The organism is Peribacillus frigoritolerans, assembly GCF_004358755.1.
Lineage (GTDB): Bacteria > Bacillota > Bacilli > Bacillales > Bacillaceae > Bacillus_P.
Map to the genome: position 1 here is coordinate 537,135 of NZ_SMZY01000003.1, position 20,282 is coordinate 557,416.

Genomic DNA, 20,282 nt, shown 5'->3' on the forward strand with positions numbered 1-20,282 from the left:
AACTCATGAAACTTTTTGCTCATGAACTACGTCTCATAGGTTGTTATCACTAATTTTTACAAAAAAAGTATTGTTTAGATGTTCTTGTAAAAATATAATGTGTATAGGCAATTAAATCTATTAAAGGATGGTAATATGAGAGAGAAAAAACACAAAAAGCGCAAATGGCTTTGGATCGTGCTCAGCATCATCGGATTACTCGTGCTCAGCACAGGAGGCTATGCTCTTTATTTGTATAATACAGCAACAAAAACAGTCGCAAATATACAGGAAAACATCGGCAGAGAACACTCTGAAAAACGTCCTCAGCCTGTAGCTTTTAAAGAGAAAGAACCAATCTCTGTTTTAATTCTTGGCGTTGATGAAAGAGAAGGAGACCGCGGCCGTTCAGACTCCCTCATCCTCTTAACAGTCAACCCTAATAAAAAATCAACGAACATGATCAGCATTCCGCGTGACACAAGAACCGAAATCGTCGGCAAAGGCAAAGAAGACAAAATTAACCATGCATATGCATTCGGCGGAACAGAAATGACCATCAATACGGTTGAGAACTTCCTTGACGTGCCGGTTGACTACTTCGTAAAAGTGAACATGGAAAGCTTCCAGGACGTTGTCAATGCAGTTGGCGGCATCGAGGTAAATAACCCGAAAGCCTTCAGCTACGGCGGCTACACATTTAACGAAGGCACCATTCAATTAGACGGAAAACAGGCTCTGGCCTACTCAAGAATGAGAAAACAGGACAGCGACTTCAAACGTCAGGAGCGCCAGCGTCAAGTCCTCCAAGCCGTTATCTCTAAAGGGGCTAACATCTCATCCATCACAAAGTTCGGCGAAATGTTCAAAGTGGTCGAAAACAACGTAAAAACAAACATGGACATGGACGAAATGTGGAACATCCAGGAGAACTACAAAGATGCCCGCAACTCCATGCAGCAATACCAGGTTAAAGGCAAAGGCGATATGATTGGCGGCATCTACTACTATATCGTCTCTGAAGAAGAAAGAACGGGCCTTTCCAATCAATTGAAAGAGCATTTGGAGCTTGAGCCTAGTACGGCTTCAAACTGAAAAACAGCTGATTCCAAGAGGAATCGGCTGTTTTTTCATTAAGCAACTTTAAATATAATTGCATTCTCTAGATAACAATAAAGTATGTTATATTATAGAAAAAACACTGCGAGGAATAATATGATACTTCAAGAGGAAATCAAAGGACTCACTACCAAGATACACGGTAAAAACAACAATTTAGATTTGGATGAATCAAATCCAACTTTTAGAAATACTGAACTAAAAATAACGGGATCAAATAATAAAATTATTATTGGCGATGGGGCTATCCTTCAAAATTTATTGATTCATATAAGAGGCTCTAACAATACGATTTACATAGGTAAAGAAACCCATATTATTGGCCATATCCTTCTTAAAGGCAAAAACCAAGAGATATCAATAGGAGATCGTACAACATTTAAAAATGTCTATTTGCTCTCTCAGGAAGGTAAAAATATCTCAATCGGTGAAGACTGCATGTTTTCTTATGATATTGCCATCCGAACAACCGATGCTCATTCCGTTATTGATTTAGAGACAAAGGAAAGAGTTAACCATGCAAACCATGTTTCCATCGGTAATCACGTTTGGATTGCAGCTAGCTGTTTAATATCTAAAGGAGTAACAATAGCAGATGATTGCATTGTTGGGGCTAGATCAGTCGTCACTAAGTCTGTTACAGAATCTCATTGTGCTGTTGCAGGTGCGCCAGCAAAGGTAGTGAAATCGAACGTTACATGGGATAGAGACCGAATTTAATAGGATAAAAAAAGAAGGGCTGCTTTAACCTAAGCAGTCCTTCTTCTATATTGCTAACCTTATTTATTCAAATCCTGAAACAGTCGCTCCAACGTCTCTTCCATCGTTAATATTTCACCTGTGTTAGGGTCAGCATATCTCGGATAAAGAATATACGCCGCTGCAAAAAGCTCTTCTAACGATAGCTTTCTTAATCTGCGAGGCACTTTCTGCCGATCATCTGTTAGCCCCCAATTCGAGTAAAAAGGAGCACCAGCTGTTGTAACAGGTATTCCTCGAAGCAGCGCTTCAAATCCGGCCAAAGATGTAATGGTATAAACATGGTCAATGGTTTTAAAGGAATCAATCAGACTGAGAGGCTGTTCAATTACATTAGCAATATGTTTGATTTCTGCAGGATCAGATTGCATGGGTCTTCTTCCTGTTAGGACATCCGGATGCGGTTTATAGATAATGTCAGCATCCGGATTTTCATTTTTAGCAAGATGGACAAGCTGGTTGTTTGTCCATCTGATATTACTTCCTTTTAAAATAGAAGCATCATCTTCAACCTGACCAATGACTAAAACTCTTCGCTTTGTTTTTTTGCCATAGATCGACTCAGCATCTTTATGTTCGACATGATTATATTTACTAATTCCAAGATTCTTTACCGTTTCAATACCTTTTTTAGCCTGTTTCAGCAATTCTTGATTCTGGCTAAAATCATAATGATTTAATAAGTCCTCTAAATCACTTTCTGCAGTAGAATCAAAATACATCCCTTTTTTATCTATGCAAAGAGAATATGGGGGGGTGTGCATAGAGCCTAATCCAATCGAACGAATAAAGCCGTCCTCCATGCGATAGACCGGAATTTGATTCTTCTCTGCATAAAGAAGAATGTCTTTTTCCTCACTATAGCCCCATATAATAAAAACCTTATCTCTGTACTTATTCAATTCCCATTTTAAGATGTTAATCTTTTTACCGTATGGGACAAACCGCACTTCATATTCATCTAAAAAATTCGGGACGTATGGATGTTTCCACTTGGAAACCTTGAATACAAAGGCCACTGGTTTACTTGATTGCTTAAGCGGCTGAGGAAGCCACCAGAGAATGGTCAAAAAAGATAATACACTTTTAATGGCATGTTTTATTAATTTCTTCATGGTCTCTTTCTTTGGCCTGTTCCTAAAGAACTCTTGAAGGAACAGCGCTATCTGTTAATAAAGTTTGATATAAATTCTTTTCAGCCTCTTCAAAAGAGAACCCAATCACTGACTCTTTAGTAATAGGACCTTTAATTTTATACAGCCAATAGACAGCCATTATTTCCTCACTTGGGTTATGGCCAAGCAAGTTGATCAGTTCTCTAAAATAGATGCTTGGATAAACTTCAACACGTTTATTTCTTTCGAGATAATGCGCGAAAAGAGAAGCACCATTTTTCTTGCGATATATTGGATTGTTTTCATTAATGATAATTAAGTCAAGATCATTTGTTTTTGTTTGAAGATCATGTGAAGCATTCTGTTTTTTCGCCTTGAACCAAATATTCGTTTTCGATCCTGCCGCTCTATTGTTTGGATAATCTGCAGAGTATTCACCCACACGGATAACGAGATCATGTTTGTCAATCGCCTCGCCATATTGACCGTTAACAAGCGGGCCCACAAGGCATATATTCAGCGTCTCATTTTTTACTAGATCTTTAAAAGATCCTTCATTCAATATTAGCTGTTGATAATAACTGGAATGATTATTCAGATATAAACTGTTAGTTGAATTTGAAGAATTCAATACCGAAAGACCTAAATAAGATAGGGCGCTATCCGTAAATGGAATGTTATTCTTCTTTAATAAATCATATGCTGCAGTTCTCTGACCAGCCTCGCAGTATATAGAAGCATATTTTTTAATAAAGGATTGAGAAATGTCCTTTGAAGAAGAGAGTGCCTCATTAACAGAATCAAGTAATTCTGAAGAAATCCCTTCTAACTCCCATTTTAGCTCTATAAATAAGTTGAGGATATTTAAATTTTTATTGTATGACACAGCATTTTGGATATCCTCATATGCATGTTTGTAATCTCCAAGAAGTCTATAAATAGAAGCACTGTGATAATAAAGCAAAGCTTTTTGCTGAGAATCTTCATTTTGATCAAATAGCTCTTTTATTAATAGGAAAGCATCATCAAACAGCATTTGTTCTTTTAGTACTTTTATAAGTTCAATCGTCCATTTAAACGTTAAATCCGGGTTGCTTGTTTGGGCAATAGCCTGACGGAAAAGTAATTCAGCAGCATCTAATTGTTTCTCATTGGCTTGTTCCATACCCTGCGCAAACGTATTTTTTACAATCATTTCTTTTAAGATAAGGATTGCTTCTTCTAAATCAATCAATTCGTCTGTATCCGGATTTAAATATTTTGGATACATCAAGTATGCAGCAGCAAATACTTCTGTAACAGTTCGTTTGCTTGTTCTTCTTTCGCAAGGCTGTCTGTCGTCCGTCAGCCCCCACCCAGAATAAAAAGGTGCGCCGAAACAAGTTACTTTCAGGCCTCTCATTAACGCTTCGAAACCTGCTAGTGAAGTGATTGTGTATACATGGTCAATGGTCTGGAATGAATCTACAAGACTTAAAGGTTCAACAACAACCTTTGCAATGTCTGCTACATCCATAGGGTTAGAGTATGCTTTTCTAAATCCGCCTAATACATCAGGATGAGGTTTATAGATAATTTCAGCATCCGGGTTTTCTTCAGCAGCAGCTCTAACTAAATCATTGTTTGTCATCTTTCTTGCACATCCATAACGAATAGATGCATCATCTTCCACTTGGCCAATAACAAGAATTCTCTTTTTTGTTTTCACTCCATAGATCGCTTCTACATCTGTACGAACGGTGTGATTGTACTTACTTACACCCATATTTATTAGCATATTCATGCATTTTTCAGCTTTCTCAAGCAAATCCTTCTTACTCGAAAAATCTGTTGTTTCTAAGATTACTTCCAGGTCAGATGCTTCCCTGGAATCAAAATAAAGTGTTTTTGAATCAGCAATGATTGAAAGCGGGTGAGTATGTGCAGCCCCTAGTCCTACCGATCTTACAAAGCCGTCTTCAACACGGTAGACAGTTGTATTGTTTTGTTTTGCATATTCCAGAAATTCCACAGGCTCTTTAAATCCCCAAATGATAAAAACAAAATCCTTATTTTCCTTAAAAATTTCAGAAAAACGATCCAGATTCGCACTTCCAAATACATATGCGGTCCTGTAATCATGGAAAAACTTGCTTGTGTGCTCACGTTTCCACGGGTTAAATCCGAACATAAATGCCAGTGGTTTCGTTGAATCAGACCATGCTTGTCCAACCATTTCATAAGGAAGCTTCTTTTCTTCTTTCTTACTTGCAGGGGGCTGTTTCTTACTTGCAACAGGCTGCATTTGATAACCAAATTTTTTCAACACTTTTTTTATTGTTTTTTTCAGCTTTTTTTTCATGTGAGACCTCTCTTTTAATTGAAAGTAGTAGGTTCAAAATAATCAAAACACTAGTCAGATGTTTATTCTTTACTAGTGTTTTATGTTTTTTATATTTAAATGTGTTTTTTTAGATTGTTTTTAAATTGATTCATTTCCTGCTCACTGATTAAAACATGATCTGATTTCTGCTGAGTTGCCTGCTGAATTAGCGGAAGGCCTTTCTCCTCTTGATCATGAAGCCTTGGAATTAGATGAAAGTGAATATGTCTCACAGCTTCACTGATTGTTACAACATACATACGATCAACAGGTAATTCCTTTTTAACAGCAGCCTCTAACTTCTTAATTAATGGACCTGCAGCAGTCAGCTCTTGATCAGTAAATTCTGACCAGTTTTCTACATGCCTCTTCGGTTCAATGTACAGGTATCCCAAAACTTGAGATCCAACTGGACCGTGTGTAACAATCCAATCTTGATCTTCATAAATAGATTCATTTAAATCTTGATGTTTTTGACAGATTGGACAAGAAGTCAAGACAGTCTCTCCTTTACTGTGTTACCTTTACTTTGCCATTTAAATAGTCTGTTAAAAGAGCACGATAATCATAGGTTTCATGAAGGATAGAATCAATAATTTCACGGACAGCTCCTTCTCCTCCATTTAACTTAGCTGTATATTGAACGTTTTCTTTGACTATCTTGACTGCATTATTTGGTGCAGCAGGGAAGCCAACGTTCTGCAGGATAGGAAGATCATTAATATCATCGCCTACGTAACACACTTCGCTAAGGTCAATGTTAAGTTCTTTCACGATTTCTTCAAGAACTTCCATTTTTTCGTGGATACCCTGATAAACATAGCTGATGCTCAGTTCTTTCGCGCGCTTTGTCACAGCTTCTGATTTTCTGCCTGTAATGATGGCTGTTTTAATTCCTGCATAATGGGCAAGGCTGATGCCCATGCCATCCTGTGTATGGAATGCTTTATACTCTTCACCATCAGAACCAATGAAAAGTCTGCCATCTGTTAAAACGCCATCTACATCTAAAACAATTAATTTAATCTTCATAACTTCCGCCTTAAAGCCCAAGGTTCATTAAATCCAGAATATGAATCATGCCGATTGGGCGATTATATGGATCTACAACCGGAAGAACATTTATTTTACAATCTTCCATTAACTCCAGTGCCTGAACCGCTAAAGCTCCTGATTCAATCGTAACAGGTGTTGTATTGCATAGTTCATTGACTTCACGATTTAAGAGGTCACTCGTTTGAGTAAACGCTCTTCGAATATCACCATCTGTAAGAATACCAATTAATCGATCTGTTTCATCCACAACACTAATCGCACCCAAGCCTTGTGCAGTCATTTGAAACAGTGATTCCTTAATAGTAGTATTTCCGTACGCCAGAGGATTTTTTTGAGTAGCAGCAACAACATTTTCAACTGTTAATAGCAGCTTTCTTCCAAGTGAACCGCTCGGATGGAACAAGGCAAAATCTTCAGGTTTGAAGTTTCTCGCTTTTAATAATGCAATGGCTAATGCGTCCCCTAAGGCAAGCGTCACTGTAGTGCTTGTCGTAGGCGCCAGGCCCAATGGGCATGCCTCAGGAGCATTGCCAATGCTTAACACAACGTCTGATTTCATTCCAAGTGTTGAGAGAGGATTCTTAACAATGGCGATCATTTTTGCACCGATTCTTTTAATAGAAGGAATCAGATTTAAAACCTCATCTGTTTCCCCGCTATTTGAAATCGCAATGACAATATCATCTTTTGTAACCATTCCAAGATCTCCGTGAAGACCCTCAGAAGGATGGAGGAAAAGTGAAGGTGTACCCGTACTTGCCATCGTCGCATTTATCTTGCGGCCAATGATTCCTGATTTACCCATTCCAGTAATGACAACTCTTCCCTTACACTCAAGAATCATGTTCAGGGCATCATTGATAGACTCATTCAATTCGTCCTTTAAAGCTAATATAGCATTAGCTTCCTTTTCCAAAACTTCAGTAACATCAGCAATAAAGTCGATAGCAGGTATTTTTACACTTAACATTTTCATCCTCCTGTAAAGTCAAAATTATAATTGTTTAATGAGTGAATCGATTTCTTTGATTGGTTTTAGTACTTCTTCAAGGTTTTCTAATTTAACCATGTTTGGTCCGTCTGATAGGGCATTGTCAGGATCAGGATGAACTTCCATGAAGATCGAGTCGATGCCGACTGAAGCAGCGGCTCTTGATAAATAAGGAACGAATTCGCGTTTACCGCCAGTAGTTGTTCCGTTTCCGCCTGGAATTTGAACACTGTGAGTAGCATCAAATACAACTGGCACTCCCATTTCACGCATTGTGATTAAAGAACGCATATCTACTACTAAGTTGTTATATCCGAAAGTTGTGCCGCGTTCTGTTAGTAGAATGTTTTCATTGCCAGTTTCGCGAAGCTTTGTTACGACGTTTTGCATATCCCAAGGAGCAAGGAATTGTCCTTTTTTCACGTTGATGATTTTCCCTGTGTTTCCAGCAGCCACTAACAGGTCTGTTTGACGGCATAAGAAAGCGGGAATCTGAATGATATCAAGGACTTCTGCAGCAATTTCTGCTTGGCCAGCTTCATGAATGTCTGATACAACCGGTACATCAAAGCGTTCTTTCACTTTAGCTAAGATTTCAAGGCCTTTTTCAATGCCAGGTCCGCGATCAGAGAAGATAGAAGATCGGTTTGCTTTATCAAATGAAGCTTTAAATACGAACGGGATATCAAGTTTTGTTGTAATTTCTTTGATTTTTTCAGCCGTTTCCATTACAAGTGCTTCGCTTTCGATCATGCAAGGACCAGCGATTAGTACGAAAGGATTGTTGCCGCCAAATTTTATGTCGTTTAGTTGAACGTGGTTAGTCATGTTAGTTTCCTCCAAGTATGTTTTCTACTTTTTCAATATCTTCAGGAGTATCTACTCCAACTGCATCATAGGCAGTTTCTACAACTTTAACTGTGTAGCCATTTTCCAATAAACGAAGCTGCTCAAGCATTTCTGCTGATTCCAGTGATGATTGAGGAAGCTTGACGAACTCATTTAGAATTTGCTTTGGATATCCGTAAATGCCCAGATGCTTGTAATAAGTAAAAGGCTGATTGGATCTGTTATAAGGAATAGGAGAACGTGAAAAGTACAATGCGCTCTTCGAATGATCTGTAATCACTTTAACGACATTAGGATTTTCAACATCTTCCATTGAATGAATCTTTGTTTTTGCTGTTACAACGGCATTTGGCGCTTCTTGTGCTTCAGAAATAAGAGCGTCAATAATTTCATGGTGAATTAATGGCTCATCGCCTTGAATGTTAACGAAAAAATCACCATCCACCTTCGATGCAACTTCAGCAATACGGTCAGAACCCGTTTCATGATCCTTACGTGTCATGACAACTTGTCCGCCGAAGCCTTCGACTACTTGCTTAATTTCTTCATGATCAGTCGCGACAATGACGCCATCGAGCTTTTCACTTTGACTGACTCGTTCATAGACGTGCTGAATCATTGGTTTGTTTAAGATCCTTGCTAACGGTTTACCAGGAAATCTGGTTGAGCCATATCTTGCAGGAATAACTCCAATCACTTTCATCCTATTAAAACTCCTTTACTAAACTAGTAGAATCAATCCGTGCTGCAACATTAGCTGAGGTTTGCTTATCAGTTCTGTTGATTGAACCCTCCAGCTGATAGTGGAACCTAATATAATAGATAAATTTATTTATTCTATTAATGTTTAAGGTTGTGTTGATCGCCTTCAAAATATAGTCATCTAATTGATTCGGCGTATCACAATGATGGACAACTCCATCTATATTATAAAAAGCATCTCCCAGTGTAATAACCGGTTTATGCTTTGCTATTGATTCAATCCCAACAGTAGAATTTATTGTAACTACCGCCAAAGAGTCCGTGATCAGTTTATTGATGTCATACTTCTTAACAAAAATGATTTCTTTCTTATCACGATACCTCTTCTTCAGGTCCTTATAATTGTTTCGGGATATATCCTCTGGATGCTCCTTCACAATGACTTGCAGATTCCTGCCGTTCTTCTGATTGAATGAACGAACGGCCTTGTATACATGATCCAATAGTTCTTCCATGTTTGAGATATTAGGAGAATTATAAAAGATCTGTGTATCGCGCGAGACCTGAAATGGGAGAAATATATATTCATCCGGAAGTGTTGTTTGATCCGGTTTTTTATATTGAAAGTATTTCTTGTAAATAAAATACTTCACAGCCTGCCAAAACGTTATATGCGCATAAAATTTCGGATGAATCCCCAGAAGACTTCCAAACATGCTGACTGCTTTCACTGCCGCTACTTTAACAAGATTTTCTTTTGCGCTTGCTTGTGCCGACAGAGTTTCAGGCTTATGCAAAAACTGCTGAAGCCTTGTGGAATCGACTTCTAACCCATCATAAAAGTCAGGATCTCTAGGCACAGATGCATCAGCATTTATTCCATTCGGATCACAAGTAATGGTAAAGGGCCTAAATAAGCCATCCTCAAAATAGTACGTGCGCAATCCTCTTTTGTTGGCTATTACTTTTGTAATTTGGTCTATCCAATGATATCCATTAAATAAACAGATGATATCGATTTGATGATCCGCAATGAATTGATCGATAAAATACATGTACCTTTTATATAACTGCAGTTCTTTAGTTGACGTTTTTTTCTTTAAAATTCTTTGTTTATAGGTAATATTATATATGGGCAGCTCTCGCAGCTCTTCATCAGTGATTGGGTATTTTTTACTAGAAATTTTAGAAGGAGCGAATATGGAGGTTATCGGACTTTTAAATAAAAGCTCGCCTAATTCAAATTTCAGCTGAAAACTTTTATGTCCTTTAAAACTTAGTTCTTTTGCGACATCCAGAAAAAATTTTTTGTTTCTATTACCCCTTAGGAATAAATAGTTTGCCATATCGTCCTCCAGGAAACGTACAAAGCTGCATTCATTGATGATAGAGAGCCTGTCGAATCTTTAGTACAAAGTACCCTTATTATTTTTGTAGAAATTTGTAACTTTTAAAAATCCAAGGTTAATAATACCTGATATTAGGTTATCTGTAAACAGAATTACAGAAGATGCCAAAATTAATATATAATTTACAATAAATTTAAGCGTGATTAAACTTTACCAATATTGGTCTGAAACTTCATTTGTTTTGTCAGATTTTATAACAACTCCGCCATTTTTCTATTTTTCATTCATGTAAAGTTGCGCAAATTTATATGAATGCATGAAACGAATATGCTAAAATACAGATTGTCTTCTGTAAAAATATGTTTGATAGACATTTCGTAAGAGGATATAATACTTTTTTAAGCTTGCACAAAAAATTACACAGCATTGAAAGAGGAATTGAAAATGAAGTTCGCAATGCAAATCATCAAAGAACAGATTGTAAATATACATTTGATTTTCAGACTCGCTATATATGAAGTGAAAAGTAAATATTTCATGCATTATCTCGGTGTATTTTGGGAGTTTCTCAATCCTGCTATTCAATTATTTGTTTACTGGTTTGTTATTGGACTAGGAATCAGGGGCGGCGGAGATATCAACGGTTTCCCTTATTTTATCTGGCTTCTTACTGGAATTATTCCCTGGTTTTTTCTATCCCGTTCTGTCAGTCATGGATCAAGCAGTGTATTTCGCAAAGTCAGTTTAGTATCAAAGATGAAATTCCCTGTAAGTGTCCTCCCTACGACTTCCATCATCAGCAGCAGTTTTATTTTTCTAATCATGCTGATCATTCTGTTTATCATTCTTGCTATCTATGGAATTGGGATACATTTAACGCTTATCCAGATTCCTTATTATCTCATTAGCATGTTTGTTTTTTTATTTGCTATCACCTTATTATTTTCGACAATTTCAGTCGTTGTGAGGGATTTCCAATCATTACTTCAGCAAGGGATGAGAGTGCTTTTTTATTTAACGCCAATTCTTTGGGATCCAAGCCTATTCTCTCCCCTTATTCAAAATATCTTAAGACTGAATCCATTTTTCTACTTAGTGAACGGTTTTCGTGATTCTCTGTTAGGCACCGGCTGGTTTTATCAGGATCTTACGTATACCTTATACTTCTGGTCCCTTACGCTGCTAATCTTATTCATTGGCGCAACCGTTCATATCAAACTCAGAAATCGATTCGTCGATTACATCTAAATGGAGGCTCATCATACAATGAAGCCAAAAGTGAAATTTAATGACGTTTCCAAAACGTATAAATTATATAAGAAGAATTCTGATAAGCTGCTGGATCTGTTTTCAATCTCTAAAAAAAGAACGAAAACCTTCTATGCGCTCCAGGATATTTCGTTTGAGGTGTACGAAGGAGAAACAATTGGAGTAGTCGGAACAAACGGATCCGGAAAATCCACTCTTTCAAATCTGCTTTCGGAATCGGTTCCACACTCATCAGGATCTATTAAGATTAACGGAGAGCCATCTCTTATCGCCATTTCTGCCGGTTTGGATAAAAACCTGTCTGGAATGGACAATATTCAGCAAAAATGTCTTATGCATGGATTGACCATGAAAGAAATAAAGGATCTTAAGGATGAGATTATCGAGTTTGCAGACCTTGGCGACTTCATTTATCAGCCTGTAAAAAACTACTCAAGCGGGATGAAATCGAGACTGGGATTTGCCATATCCGTACACACAAATCCTGATCTTCTTATTATTGATGAAGCATTATCTGTTGGGGATCAGACGTTTTATCAAAAATGCATCGATAAAATCAATGAATTTAAAAAAGAAGGCAAAACGATTTTCTTTGTCAGCCATTCGATTTCCCAAATTAAAACGATTTCTGACCGAGTAATGTGGATTCATTTCGGCACCATTAAAGAATTCGGCGAAGCTAAAACCGTTTTGCGGAACTACAATACCTTTATTAAATGGTTTAACACACTCACTGACTCAGAAAAAAAAGATTATAAAGCGGACATGCTCCAAAAACAAACGGATCAGCTTTCAAGGGAAACTAGTCCTATTTCAAGGACCAGCCGTATAGTAAAACCAAAGAAGAAGCGCCATTTTGCACTGCCAATACAGATTTTCTTTTTATCATTTGTGCTTTTGGTGAGCGGTGCTGCCATGTTTTCAAGCAATCCCTTATCAGCGGTCAACCATTTTTTAGAAAAACAAGGATTGCCAAATGAGATTGCGGAAGAAGAGCCCACCGGAATTCCCGCAAGCGTCAATCAGGACGGCATGATTATCGGCGAAAAAACAGCAGCTTTCACAGATCCTGATAAAGAAAAATCATTATCCCTTCCTTTTGCAGCAGCAGTATTTGTTGAGGAAGAAATCAATGACATGTACAAAATCACATACATGGATCAAACACTATATGCAGATAAAAACGAAGTAAAACTCACTGCGAAAAGCTCACTTACACAGAGCCGCAGTTCTATTGAGCAGTTCGCCCCCTTGTTCCCTAATACGTTTTTTGATTCCTATGAATACTTTTTAGCTCAATTAGGTTCAAATTATGATGCTGTATCAACAAAACTTAAAGGGTATTCAGAATCTGCTGATGAACAAGGTATGAAAATGATCAGCCTAAGTAATTATGCCGTAGCTTTCAGATTCAATCAGGAAGAAATAGCAGATGAAATCATCATAAGCAACATTGAAAGTGATCAAGTTGAAGAATTCATCAGCCAGGCACAGGTTTCTTCTGTTAACAAACAACAGTATTTATTACTGACAGAAAGCTATGAGTATGTTCTTGATACAACTGCAAATACTGTCACAATGAAGAAAATGAAATAAACAAAAGGCAAAGATCTTGGGATCTTTGCCTTTCTGTTTATTTTCCAGCCTCCATCACCCATTGAAACAGCTCTGGATGCTTCGCCCATACATAATAATGCTCCTGCACATACTGAGCAGCTTCCTGCTGGTCAATTGATTTTGCAGCCTGCAGTTTTTGCTTCCCTGTGAGGTAATCGAAGACATATGGATTTATATTTTTTGCGTTTTTCACAAGCTTTTTAAAGGTTTCCGTCATCCCATTCAAAGCATATTCGATTAATGCTTGATTGTAAGCTCCTTCAACTGAATGACGTTCATCATATTCATCCAGCAGCTTTTTCGCCTCGTTGTATTTGCCTAAATCCATGTACATGACGAAAAGGGTATAACGGACTCCCTGGTTATCATTTTGATTCAGCTCAAGTAATTCCGCACACTGTTCAGCCGCCTTTTCCAGGCTTCCCACCGCAGCTTCAAGCATTGCGTAATTAAATTTCGCCCTCATATAAGGTCTTGTTTCACTTAGGCCCCAGAAACTCCCTTTGTTTTCTTTGAAATAAGTCTCACCGAGATCCGTCTCGCCGACTTCCATTCCTTTTTTGAACAATTGAAGCTGCTTTTCCGGATCGCGCTCTGCTTCTCCAAGCATATTGTAAGCATCAGGGTGGTAAGGGTATACTTCCAGCGCTTCCTCAGCAAGCTTTACTCTTTCTATAGGAGCACTTTCCATCGCCTTAAAAATAAGTTCCTGAGCATACTCTTTATCTGATGAGGCAGGCCTCTCTGCATAAAACTTCTGTGTAACTGGTGCTGAAACAGTTTGCAGATCTGCTTCTAACCCATCTTTCATTTCTCTGTAAGCTTTGGACAATGAGCTTACGCTTACTTCATACATTTCAGCCAGCTTCTTTTGGGTTAAGCCTTGCTTGTGCATATGTTTTTCAATAAAGTAATGCATCGCAGCAGCGAAGATTTCTTGTTTTTTCACAACAGGTTTCACTCGATGGAGATACTTATGCAAAACGAGAATACTTTGCTCCCTTGTTTGCTCCTCTAGTTCGGCCTTCACCAGATTAATTTCTAATTTCAGTGCGGTATTATGGTAATTCAGATCCTCCCATTCCAGCTCTTCCGATGTCTCTTCTTTTGACTCCTCTTTTGGCGCCTCTTCTTCAGATTCGCCAAGAAGCTGAAGAATCATCTCAGGAAAATGATCAATCATAAATTGCTCTGGATGATTAAATTTGCTTTCTTCAAACAGCTGCTTTGTCAGTCCTGAATTCTGTGCAGTTTCTTGCTTTTCAAAACCAAGCCCCATCAAGTAGTACATATAGTAATCGCCATAAGGCAGCAGATATCCGAGAAGCATGCCGCCTTCTTCGAATGATAATGCCTCCACTTTGACTTTCTTGATATCTTCAGAGAAGATATCCTTTACGTTAATCCATTCATCATTAATGACGGATTCGATAATAGAAAACGTCGGAACGGTCTCTTTCCACTTCTCAAGCTGAGATATAGTGGAAGGGCGAATCGTTTCACTGCGCTTCTTCTCTACGAATGCATCAATAATCTTTCCATTTGCAAATGTTACAGAAAAGACAGCCCAAATTAATAGAGCACCATACACATTTTTAAACTCTTCGCGGTCAAGGTTACCCATTTTTTCTTTTATGACGACATCGATTTGTCTGCCGAAATGGACTGAAGCAAACTCCATCAGTTCACCTTGGATTTTATCTAGTTCCTCGTGCCGAATCGCTTCAATCGAGGTTTCTTTCTTCATACAGCATTTTTTATATTTTTTCCCGCTGCCGCAGTGGCATGGGTCGTTGCGTCCAATATCCATGTATAAACTCCTTTTATTGCTTTATCCTCTCTATTGTACAGGAATGAACGACTATTTCAATGCGGCGGAAGATTGCGAAAACTATGAATGGCTATATTAAGGTTAAAAGACAAAAAAGCAGAGGTTTTCTAACCTCTACCTGCTATTTCGTCAAAATACGACAATAGTCGCATTTAATGCATGTCCATTTATCCGATACAATGAGTATAAAGTGATCTCGTGAGGTGTGTCATGAAAAGAGAAAATTCATTTGCTAAAGGCTGTTTGTGGGGAATGGCACTATCGATTCCGATTTGGTTCGTTGTTATCTATATGATCAGAAAGACACTTTAACAGCAAATATCCAACATCTAAAGACGTAAATGGAAAACGCACATTCCTTCACGTCTTTACTTCCTCATCTCCCTTTTTCCCCGCCATTCAATGAAAGGACTGTGACTTCACTCCTCACCCCAAACCGCAGATTCCAATGAGCCTGCCCCATCCCTTTCGAAATGTATAAATAGCTCCCATCCATCTGATGAAGTCCTTTGTAAATCCCTTTCCGAGCCAGCTTTCCTTTTGAAATAAACTTAAAGAAAAACGGAACATTAAACTGTTTGCCGTGCAAATGGCCGGAAAGCATCAAATCAAAAGGTTTCTCAACTCTCAGAAAATCATTTGGATCATGGCTGAGAACCACTTTGAGTTTCTGGTTTTTTACTCCCTTGAATGCTTTTTCAACATCACCATCTTCTTCTTTGTAGAAATCAAGTCCGATAAGAGTAAAATCATCAAACTCGATAGATTCATTGATTAATACCTTAACTCCGTTCTCACCAAGCCATGACCTCAGCTGATGAGGCAATGCTTCCGTCCGATAATCATGATTTCCGAACACTGCGTAAACAACCTTGCCATACTCCTGAAAAAGAGACAGGTAAGGCTTCATTCGAGGTATGTACTTCTCTCTAGCTGTAAAATCACCCGTAATAAAGATGTAATCCGGTTTTTCACGGACCAGCAGCTCCCTGATCTGCTCCAGCCGAATCCGGTTCCTTTCCACGTGAAGATCAGAAAGCTGCAAGATTTTTTTGCTGATGCCAAGCGGAACTTCAACCCGCTCTACTTTTAACCATTTCGTAGGAATCACAAAGAAACTATAAAACAGCCCAGCCCCAAGGAACACTATAATTAGTTCAACCATGACAGACCCCTTCTTTCTATTGTTCCATTTTACTAAAGAAGCCTGAGATTTAGTATTAAAAACAGCCAAATTCCATAATGGAACTTGGCTGCGTTCTATTCAATAAACGTCATAGCCCTCATAAGACTCAGCTACGTGAGAAGATAGATCCCACATCTCCTCTTGACGGTCTAAATAAGTCAGAACGAGCTGCTGGGCATGTCCGGTTTTGGTTAAAAAGCTTTCTACACTCCCTTGAATCTCAATCTCCTCTTTGTTTCTGCATTCAATAATAGTCCTGTTTTTTTTCTCAAAAACTCTCTTCACATGATGATAGGAGACCCACATACACTCTTCACTGTCTGGAGATAATGTTGGCACCATACAGATCCTATAGCCCGGCGACAAGCAAACCGGCAGCATCTTTTTACCCGGCAAAATAAGCTTTGCTGCATCAATCATTCCCTGATACGATGCTCCGGCATGGATACAGCTGCGATTCATAATTTCTCTTGGAGACATTTTCACAATCAGCTTTTTGTACAGCTCATGAACAACAGACCACAACTCTCCATTTTCTGTATACATCGGTTTCACAACCATCGTCTCTCTCCAAACTGCATAGCTTTCTTTCATCAGCATTCACTCCACCTCAATCTTCTGTATTTTTTATGAAAAATTTACCACATTATTATTTTACAAAAAAATTCAGTAAAGGAAATAAGAACTGGGTAAAATTAACTATAAATAAACATTACATTTACACTAAATTAAAATAGACAAAGAGACCTCTCCTCTCGAGGCCTCACTCATATTCCCATACAATCTTCCAATCTCCCTTTTCTTTTACAACATATACATCCTGCAGCACATCGAATGTCCCGAACTTGCTTTTAAATGTCTGTCTTACCTTGATGAGACGCGCCTCATTAAAGACCGGCGCCCCTTTTGCCATCCTCCACCTTCGAACCTTCTTCTGCTTTAAAACTTCAAAAGAAAACGTGGTAACCCCGTAATGACTCATATAGATATGAGACCGCTCTGTCACATAAGCATTTTTTGTAAAACGGTCCTGCATCAATGGGTGAAAAAGATCCCAGGCACCGCCGAAGTTTCCAGTCTGTTCAGCTGTATAAAAGAGCTCGACAGCCTTTTTCGGCGAGGATGGAGTGAATAGATGAAACAGTCCGATGAGCAGGAGAATGGCAGCTGCGATCATGGCTATCGGAATAAGAGGGGAAGGTTTCCGTCTTCGCATGATTATCACCCTTTTAAGCATGTCTAAGACAGTGTATGAGGGAGGAATAAAAGATAATACAAAAAGGTTAATGAAGCAAAATAGAAAAGAGATGAAGTCAATTTGCTGTCTTCATCTCTTTTTATTTTACAAACCTATTAATTTAACACTTTAAGATAATCTAAGTTTATACTGGTTGACGTCTTTTTAGCTGACTTTGAGGCTTTTCCCGTCCATTCAATTCTCAATTGATGGGAACCGTTCGTTAACCCCGTTTTAGAAAATAACTTTTGTCTATAAGCTAGAGAAGATGAGTATAAATCTACATAGAAAACTTCACCATCTAGAGTAACTTTGGCCATTCCTTGAGAACTGTCTTTTCTTCCATAATACTCAATACCAGTTCCTTCGAATCTAAATTCAACTCCTGAAGAGGATGAATTCGCAGATTTAAAAGTTGTTCCTGAAGCCAAGCTTGAACTATAGGACTTCCATGAGCCATCATAAAGCAGCATAGCATTGTTATCCTGGTAATTACCTGGTGCAGCTCCGCTCGCTGATATTTCAAGCTTATAGCTGCCTGCCCCTTTATAAGCATAAGTATTTACATAGTATGTGCCTGTATATGGTACTACATAAGAGAATGAATCAACTGTAGTGCCGGTTTTTTCTGAATAAGCAACAATGTTTTCGCTGGTATTTACAGTTTGAGTATTTGGATCAAATAAATATAAGTCAAAGTCTCTATTAGTTCCACCCGTCAATTTAGCCGTGATTCTTTGACCTTTTACCAGGTCTATTCTGTAAACATCATTCAAATCTTTTTCTGAATCCAATGATTGAGAAATGGATGAGCCTTCCCAAGGAACTCCTGGGAGATCATCATCAGGAATAACACCTAAAGTTTTACCAGCATCCACGATACCGCCTGTACTCACTAAAGATTGCAGGGAATAAAGAGGTTCTGTATTATTCATAATTTTATTTTTTAAATCGTAGGGTGTATATGATCTGATTTTACTGTAAAGAAGGGCCGCTGTTCCCGTTACATGAGGCGCTGCCATAGAAGTACCATTATAAAACGCATAACCTCCTTCTGGGATGGTGCTTAAGATATCCTCACCTGGAGCAGCTACATCAACTGAATAGGATCCGTAGTTAGAAAAATAGGCACGATTTCCCCAGCTATCAATGGCTGCCACAGATAAAATATTATCTAAACCATAACTGGACGGATAGTGTGAATAATAGTCATTATTGAGACCATCATTACCTGCTGCCGCTACAAAAAGGCTTCCCGAATCTCTAATAGCTTCATAGAGTGCTGTACTGTAGTTTCCTCCGCCCCAGGAATTATTTGAGATCTTAACTCCCATAGAAGCAGCATAATAAATGGCTTCCACAGCATCTGAAACAGAGCCGTTTCCTTCAGGCGTCCCTAAAAATTTCAGGGGAAGAATCTTAACTAAAGGTGCTACACCCACTACCCCAATTCCGTTATCACCTTGAGCAGCGATTGTACCTGCGACATGTGTTCCGTGGTCATCAACGTCTGGACTGTCATAAACCGTATTATCGTTGTTATAGAAGTCCCAGCCATTCACATCATCTATGTATCCATTGCCGTCATCGTCTATTCCATTTCTAGGCACTTCATTTGGATTAACAAATATTCTTGATTTCAAATCCGGATGAGTAATATCAATTCCAGTATCAATTACAGCAACAACAACTTTTGTGCTTCCTTTTGTAACGGTCCACGCAGGTACAGCATTAACATCTATACCAGAAATACCATATGAACCACCAACGTATTGTCCTTTATTTTCAATACCCCATAAATAATCATAATAAGGATCTACATCACTTGCAGATACCAAATAGTTAGGCTCTGCATAAGCAACATCAGAAGATTTCTTTAATTCCTTAATAACTTGGTCTACCGTTTTCCCTGCAGGAATTTTGAAGAGTTGTGCGCCTTTCTTGCCGACATTTTCCTTTTTGCTTAATTTCATGCCTGCAACTTTTACTTCCATCGTGTTCACTTTATTACTTTTGAACTTAACAATTACTTCATCTTTTTTATATTTTACTTTTGTTTTAGATTGATTGGCTTTTACTTGTTTGAAATCAGTCTTTCTAACAATCTTCTTGCCAGACTTACTGCTCACTTCACCATTTTCTTCAATGAATTCTTCTGACATTTTTTTGTGGTTTTCAATCTCTTTTGTACTTGCTTGTGCAGGAGCTGCTAACCCTGATAGCATTAGGATTGACAGTGTACTTGCCAACCATTTTCTATTCTTTTTCTTCAATTTGATCTCTCCCTAATAGTATATGTAACTACATACGTATAGTTATTTATTCATAGTATAATATAACTATTAGTTAATTGGAATATTTTTATAATAAATTCCATATAAAGTTATTTCATATGGAATTGAGAAAAGTATTTCTTACACAACTTTATGAAAAATTCCCCAACTATTGATAAGAAATTTGGAGAGAAAAAATAAAAAACCCCTCCAAAGGAAGGGGCCTCAATCATATTCACGAACAGTCGCTTTAATCGCCTTCACTGTCTTTTCATTAGTCTTTCTTCGCTGGAAAACCGGAAGTACTTGAAGTCTGAAAATGCCAAAACCCTTGGAACCCTGTGTGCAAAACAATGCTGACAGATTATCCTTCAGCAGAGTGTCTAATTAGAGATAACGGGGAATTAACGCCGATTGTCCTATTCATCCACCCGACTATCTGCCTTATACTATAAAATATGGAAATTTATTCACTTGACCAATCTTTGATTTTGATCAAATGAGAACTCCCAGACCTAACATATGAGATACTCGCGTACATGCGAATGAAATAAAAACGGACGAAGCCATTGTCCGCAAAAGGGAGGC

At 38.1% G+C, this 20,282-nt stretch carries 17 protein-coding genes; 4 read left to right on the forward strand and 13 right to left on the reverse strand.

Annotated elements, in window-relative coordinates:
- The first annotated feature begins 135 nt into the window (after positions 1-135).
- Positions 136-1,074, forward strand: coding sequence for a polyisoprenyl-teichoic acid--peptidoglycan teichoic acid transferase TagU (gene tagU / locus E2R53_RS16120; protein ID WP_133312748.1), 939 nt, complete (start codon positions 136-138; stop codon positions 1,072-1,074).
- A 120-nt stretch (positions 1,075-1,194) separates the two neighbouring features.
- On the forward strand, positions 1,195-1,818 hold the full coding sequence (locus E2R53_RS16125) for an acyltransferase (protein WP_165971013.1): 624 nt from the start codon (positions 1,195-1,197) through the stop codon (positions 1,816-1,818).
- Positions 1,819-1,877: 59 nt separating this feature from the next.
- On the opposite strand, the gene E2R53_RS16130 is transcribed toward E2R53_RS16125, so the two are convergent.
- The 8 genes from E2R53_RS16130 to E2R53_RS16165 form a co-directional block, all read right to left on the reverse strand.
- The gene (locus E2R53_RS16130; protein WP_133312750.1) at positions 1,878-2,972 is read right to left on the reverse strand and encodes a capsular polysaccharide export protein, LipB/KpsS family; all 1,095 of its coding nucleotides are present in this window, start codon (positions 2,970-2,972) and stop codon (positions 1,878-1,880) included.
- A 22-nt stretch (positions 2,973-2,994) separates the two neighbouring features.
- Complete coding sequence (locus E2R53_RS16135; protein ID WP_133312751.1) at positions 2,995-5,313, reverse strand: capsular polysaccharide export protein, LipB/KpsS family; 2,319 nt, start codon at positions 5,311-5,313, stop codon at positions 2,995-2,997.
- Positions 5,314-5,408: 95 nt separating this feature from the next.
- On the reverse strand, positions 5,409-5,831 hold the full coding sequence (locus tag E2R53_RS16140; RefSeq protein WP_133312752.1) for an HIT family protein: 423 nt from the start codon (positions 5,829-5,831) through the stop codon (positions 5,409-5,411).
- 13 nt (positions 5,832-5,844) lie between these two features.
- Complete coding sequence (locus tag E2R53_RS16145; RefSeq protein WP_133312753.1) at positions 5,845-6,366, reverse strand: KdsC family phosphatase; 522 nt, start codon at positions 6,364-6,366, stop codon at positions 5,845-5,847.
- Between the two features lie 10 nt (positions 6,367-6,376).
- Positions 6,377-7,360 (reverse strand): KpsF/GutQ family sugar-phosphate isomerase, encoded by a 984-nt coding sequence (locus E2R53_RS16150; protein ID WP_133312754.1) that lies wholly within the window; start codon positions 7,358-7,360, stop codon positions 6,377-6,379.
- Positions 7,361-7,384: 24 nt separating this feature from the next.
- Positions 7,385-8,209 (reverse strand): 3-deoxy-8-phosphooctulonate synthase, encoded by an 825-nt coding sequence (gene kdsA, locus E2R53_RS16155; RefSeq protein ID WP_133312755.1) that lies wholly within the window; start codon positions 8,207-8,209, stop codon positions 7,385-7,387.
- 1 nt (position 8,210) lies between these two features.
- Entirely contained in the window at positions 8,211-8,933 is a 723-nt protein-coding gene (gene kdsB, locus E2R53_RS16160) for a 3-deoxy-manno-octulosonate cytidylyltransferase (RefSeq protein ID WP_133312756.1), read from the reverse strand.
- 4 nt (positions 8,934-8,937) lie between these two features.
- On the reverse strand, positions 8,938-10,278 hold the full coding sequence (locus E2R53_RS16165; protein WP_133312757.1) for a capsular polysaccharide export protein, LipB/KpsS family: 1,341 nt from the start codon (positions 10,276-10,278) through the stop codon (positions 8,938-8,940).
- A gap of 447 nt (positions 10,279-10,725) precedes the next feature.
- On the opposite strand from E2R53_RS16165, the gene E2R53_RS16170 reads away from it, so the two are divergent.
- On the forward strand, positions 10,726-11,529 hold the full coding sequence (locus E2R53_RS16170; protein ID WP_133312758.1) for an ABC transporter permease: 804 nt from the start codon (positions 10,726-10,728) through the stop codon (positions 11,527-11,529).
- A gap of 18 nt (positions 11,530-11,547) precedes the next feature.
- Positions 11,548-13,146 carry a teichoic acids export ABC transporter ATP-binding subunit TagH gene (gene tagH / locus E2R53_RS16175; protein ID WP_165971014.1) on the forward strand — a complete coding sequence of 533 codons (1,599 nt, stop codon included), beginning with the start codon at positions 11,548-11,550 and terminating at the stop codon, positions 13,144-13,146.
- A gap of 37 nt (positions 13,147-13,183) precedes the next feature.
- On the opposite strand, the gene E2R53_RS16180 is transcribed toward tagH, so the two are convergent.
- The 5 genes from E2R53_RS16180 to E2R53_RS16200 form a co-directional block, all read right to left on the reverse strand.
- Positions 13,184-14,977 carry an SEC-C metal-binding domain-containing protein gene (locus tag E2R53_RS16180; RefSeq protein ID WP_133312760.1) on the reverse strand — a complete coding sequence of 598 codons (1,794 nt, stop codon included), beginning with the start codon at positions 14,975-14,977 and terminating at the stop codon, positions 13,184-13,186.
- Positions 14,978-15,374: 397 nt separating this feature from the next.
- Complete coding sequence (locus E2R53_RS16185; RefSeq protein WP_133312761.1) at positions 15,375-16,163, reverse strand: metallophosphoesterase; 789 nt, start codon at positions 16,161-16,163, stop codon at positions 15,375-15,377.
- A 99-nt stretch (positions 16,164-16,262) separates the two neighbouring features.
- Positions 16,263-16,784, reverse strand: coding sequence for a competence protein ComK (locus tag E2R53_RS16190; protein ID WP_133312762.1), 522 nt, complete (start codon positions 16,782-16,784; stop codon positions 16,263-16,265).
- A 163-nt stretch (positions 16,785-16,947) separates the two neighbouring features.
- The gene (locus E2R53_RS16195) at positions 16,948-17,400 is read right to left on the reverse strand and encodes a hypothetical protein (protein ID WP_133312763.1); all 453 of its coding nucleotides are present in this window, start codon (positions 17,398-17,400) and stop codon (positions 16,948-16,950) included.
- Positions 17,401-17,537: 137 nt separating this feature from the next.
- The gene (locus tag E2R53_RS16200; protein WP_133312764.1) at positions 17,538-19,694 is read right to left on the reverse strand and encodes a S8 family serine peptidase; all 2,157 of its coding nucleotides are present in this window, start codon (positions 19,692-19,694) and stop codon (positions 17,538-17,540) included.
- Positions 19,695-20,282 lie beyond the last annotated feature (588 nt).